The following is a 3497-nucleotide window of genomic DNA, read 5'->3' as shown; positions in this document are numbered from 1 at the left end:
CGCCAGCGCCGGTCCGAGCCAGGCCGGCGATGCTGCGGCCGGCGCGCGGAGGCCAGCGAAGGCGCGCACCAGAGCATCGAGCAGCAGCCCCAGGCGCATCCCGTCGATGCCGGGCTCGTGCGCGACGGTGGTCACGAGGGCATCCAGCCAGGCATACAGGCTGGGATGACGCGGCTGCCCGGCAGGCTGGATTCGCGCGAGCCAGGGGTGACGGGCATAACGTCTGGTCAGGGCGTGGGTCCAGACCCGCACGCGCTCCTGCCAGGTCGCCCCGGTCAGCTCATCAGGCGGCCCGCCGAGGGCGGCGTCGAGAAGGATCTCGAGCAGGCTCTCCTTGGTGTCGACGTAGCGGTAGAGCGCGGTCGTCGTCAGCCCGAGCCGGCCGGCGACCGCGGCCAACGTCACCGCCTCCAGCCCGGCCTCGTCCGCGAGGGAGACCGCAGCGGCTGCCACCTCCGGCACCGAACGGCGCGCTCGCGGACCGCGGGCGCGGGGCTCGGCCACGCCCCAGAGCACCTGCAGTGCGCGATCGTCCGCTTCCATTTGACTGTGCACGACATTCACATTATCGTCCTTTAACTATGAACACCATTCACAGTTCACAGTCACGTACCGCACTCGTCATCGGCGCCGGCGTCGCCGGACTCACCGCCTCGGCCTGCCTGCGCCGTCAGGGTTGGGAGGTCACCGTGGTCGAGCGCGCACCCAGCCTGCGCACCGGCGGTTACAAGGTCGACGCCCGAGGCGCTGGTGTCGAGGTGTTGCGCCGGCTCGGGGTCCTGGCGGACGCTCGGCGGATGGCCTGCGGAGTGAGCGCCGGCAGCATCGTCACCGCGGATGGGCGAACCGTGGCTGCGATGGGTGGTGACACCTTCGGCGGGCGCACCGGCGAGGACGCCGAGATCGAGCGCGGCGACCTGATCGGCCTGCTCGCCACCGTCGCGGGTCCGGTCGCCTTCGACACCACCGTCACCGCCATCGCCGACGGCGCTGACGGCGTCCGCGTGACCTTCGCCGACGGCACCACACACACGTATGACGTGGTGCTGGGCGCCGATGGCCTGCATTCGGCGACGCGGCAGCTGGCCCTCGACACGGGGTCCGACGGGTCCGCCGTGCGTCACCTCGGACACGGCATCGCCGTTGTCACCATGCACGATTCGCTCGGCCTCAGCGCCGAGGAGATGACCTATGTCGCCCCCGGCACCACCGCCTTGCTGTATGCCACGGCGACCCGTCCGCGAGCGCGCGCCATGCTGCTCTTCACGCATGAGGGCGGGCTGCCGCGGGAGCGCTCGGCGCAGGTGGCCTTCCTGCGCGAGCGTTTCGCCGGACAGGGCTGGCGCGTGCCGGAGGTGCTCGACGCGCTCGCCACCGCCGACGACGTCTACCTCGATTCGGTCGCCCAGGTCGAACTACCGGCGTGGTCGCGCGGCGCGATGGGCCTGCTCGGCGATGCCGCCTGCTGCGCCTCGCCCGCCTCGGGTCAGGGGACGACGCTCGGGCTGGTCACGGCATACGTCACCAGCGCCGAGCTCGCCCGAACCCCCGACGACATCCCGGGAGCGCTGCGGCGCGCCGAGGCGAGCCTGCGTCCGTTCGCCCGGGCCAATCAGAAGCTCGGCCCCGCCAACCTCAAGCGGATGGTTCTGCCCAGCGAGCGGGCCGTGCGCAGCACGCTGCGAGCTCTCCGCGTCCTGACCGCCCTGCCGCTGGAGCGATTGGTGCTCGGCGCCGTTGCCCGCAAGCTGCACCGGGCCTCGGCGTTCGACTTGCCTGAGCTGGTCTCGCCACGAGCCGGGTGACGCATCCCGCAGGCGGTCCTGGGCGTGGGCTCGGACGCGCCACGATCAGCCGGCATCATGGTCATGCGCGCCCCGCGGGACTGAGCGCCGAGATCCGCTGAGAATGCAGCATTGATAGCATTGCTGCATGGCGGCAATCACCATTCGACAACTCCCCGACGAGGCCAAGCAGCGGCTCCGCCTGCGGGCCGCCGCCCGCGGCCGGTCGATGGAGGCTGAAGCGCGCCAAATCCTGATCGATGGCTTGAACGCCCCGCTGCTCGCTGACGTGAGTTGGATCGAGCAACTGATCGCCGCCGGTGACGCAGTGGGTGGCGTTGACCTGACCACGCCCGGGGACGAGCCGGCTCCCGCAGCGGATTTCACCGGCCGATGATCGTGCTCGACACCAACGTCATCTCCGAGGTGATGCGCGGTCCGGACGCCGACCAGGGCGTGCTCCGCTGGCTTCGACGGCTTCCCGAGACACCGGTCACCACCGTCGTCAACCGGGCGGAGGTGCTTGCGGGCATCGCCATACTGCCTCCCGGTCGGCGCACCGATGTCTTGCGGACCGCCGCCGAACGCGCCTTCGAGGCCCTCGGGGCGTGCCTGCCGCTGACCGGCGCGTGCGCGTCCCGGTATGCCGACGTGCTCGATGCACGCCGTTCGGCCGGCGCGCCGATCGGCGGCTTCGATGCGCTCATCGCCGCCATCTGCCTCGAGGCCGGGACGACACTGGCGACGCGAGATTCGGCGGGCTTCGCCGGGCTCGGTCTGCCGGTCATCGACCCCTGGTCGGTCTGACCTGCGGGCACGGCAGGCACAGCCTGAAGGCGCAGCCGGAACCGTCCGCGAGATTGAGCACGTCGGCGCTGCCGCCGTGACGGAGCGCGACCTCACGGACGATCGCCAGCCCCAGGCCCATACCGGCCGTTCCAGGTTGCTCCCCGCGGGCCGGGTCGCCTCGCCACCCGGCGTCGAAGACCCGCGGCAGGTCCTCTGGCGCGATGCCACCGCATTGATCCGCCACCTCGATCACGGCGAAATCCGTTGCCGCAGTGACGGATACCTGCACTCTTCCCCCCGGTCCCGTATGCCGCACAGCATTGCGCAGCAGGTCCGTCACCGCCCGCGCAACCGCCCGCGGAGCCACCGGCACCAGGACGTCGTCGAGCCGGCCCTGGGCCACCTCGACCCCGGCTGCCCCTGCGAGTGGGTGCACGGCCGCGACCGCGTCGGAGACGACGTCGACCAGGGGAAGCGTGACGAACTCGGGTGGCGCCGGAGATTGCAGCCGCGACAACTCGGCGATGTCGTCGACCATTGAGTCGAGCCGGTCGACCTCCCGGGTGATCCGGGCCGTGGCCTCGGTGGGGCCGGTGGCCCCGGCGCCGACGCCCTCGGCGAGAATCCGGATGCCGGACAAGGGTGTTCGCAGATCGTGCGAGAGCCACTGGATCATCTCGCGCCGATCCCGCTCCACCGCCGCGGCCCGCTCCCGATCGGCACGCTCACGCTGCAACCGCTCCTCGATGCGCCGCACCCGGCGCGCCAACAGCAGCCCACACAGCAGAGCGATAGGTGCCCCGCTCAGCAGCACGAAGATCAACCCGCGCGCGTCCTCGGCCAGCAGCATCGTGCGGCTGGCCGCGGCCACACCGGCGGCCAGCGCGGCGACGACAACGAAGGGCGCGCCCCACGCGGCCCGCG

5 protein-coding genes are annotated in these 3497 nt (G+C 71.8%); 3 read left to right on the top strand and 2 right to left on the bottom strand.

Annotated elements, in window-relative coordinates; all coding sequences use genetic code 11:
- Nucleotides 1-564, bottom strand: a 564-nt coding sequence (locus PKH97_RS15075; protein ID WP_324388405.1) for a helix-turn-helix domain-containing protein, incomplete at its 3' end; no start/stop codon positions are given.
- 17 nt (nucleotides 565-581) lie between these two features.
- Here PKH97_RS15075 and PKH97_RS15070 point away from each other — a divergent pair.
- The 3 genes from PKH97_RS15070 (at nucleotide 582) to PKH97_RS15060 (ending at nucleotide 2591) form a co-directional block, all read left to right on the top strand.
- On the top strand, nucleotides 582-1805 hold the full coding sequence (locus PKH97_RS15070; RefSeq protein ID WP_324388403.1) for an FAD-dependent monooxygenase: 1224 nt from the start codon (nucleotides 582-584) through the stop codon (nucleotides 1803-1805).
- A gap of 127 nt (nucleotides 1806-1932) precedes the next feature.
- Nucleotides 1933-2181: an Arc family DNA-binding protein gene (locus PKH97_RS15065; RefSeq protein ID WP_324388402.1), complete on the top strand. Its 249-nt coding sequence runs from the start codon at nucleotides 1933-1935 to the stop codon at nucleotides 2179-2181.
- Nucleotides 2178-2591: a type II toxin-antitoxin system VapC family toxin gene (locus PKH97_RS15060; protein WP_324388400.1), complete on the top strand. Its 414-nt coding sequence runs from the start codon at nucleotides 2178-2180 to the stop codon at nucleotides 2589-2591. The genes PKH97_RS15065 and PKH97_RS15060 overlap by 4 nt, the downstream gene beginning before the upstream one ends.
- On the opposite strand, the gene PKH97_RS15055 is transcribed toward PKH97_RS15060, so the two are convergent.
- Nucleotides 2569-3497: HAMP domain-containing sensor histidine kinase (locus PKH97_RS15055; RefSeq protein WP_324388399.1), on the bottom strand; the 929-nt coding region annotated here is incomplete at its 5' end. The two genes, PKH97_RS15060 and PKH97_RS15055, sit on opposite strands and share 23 nt — an antisense overlap.

Source organism: Nostocoides sp. (assembly GCF_035343835.1).
GTDB lineage: Bacteria > Actinomycetota > Actinomycetes > Actinomycetales > Dermatophilaceae > Nostocoides_A > Nostocoides_A vanveenii.
This window is presented reverse-complemented; position numbering and strand designations above follow the sequence as displayed.

Excerpts from the sequence above, each read along its gene's own strand:
- PKH97_RS15070 (WP_324388403.1), top strand. The coding sequence starts at position 582 with ATGAACACCATTCACAGTTCACAGTCACGTACCGCACTCGTCATCGGC.
- PKH97_RS15065 (WP_324388402.1), top strand. The coding sequence starts at position 1,933 with ATGGCGGCAATCACCATTCGACAACTCCCCGACGAGGCCAAGCAGCGG.
- PKH97_RS15060 (WP_324388400.1), top strand. The coding sequence starts at position 2,178 with ATGATCGTGCTCGACACCAACGTCATCTCCGAGGTGATGCGCGGTCCG.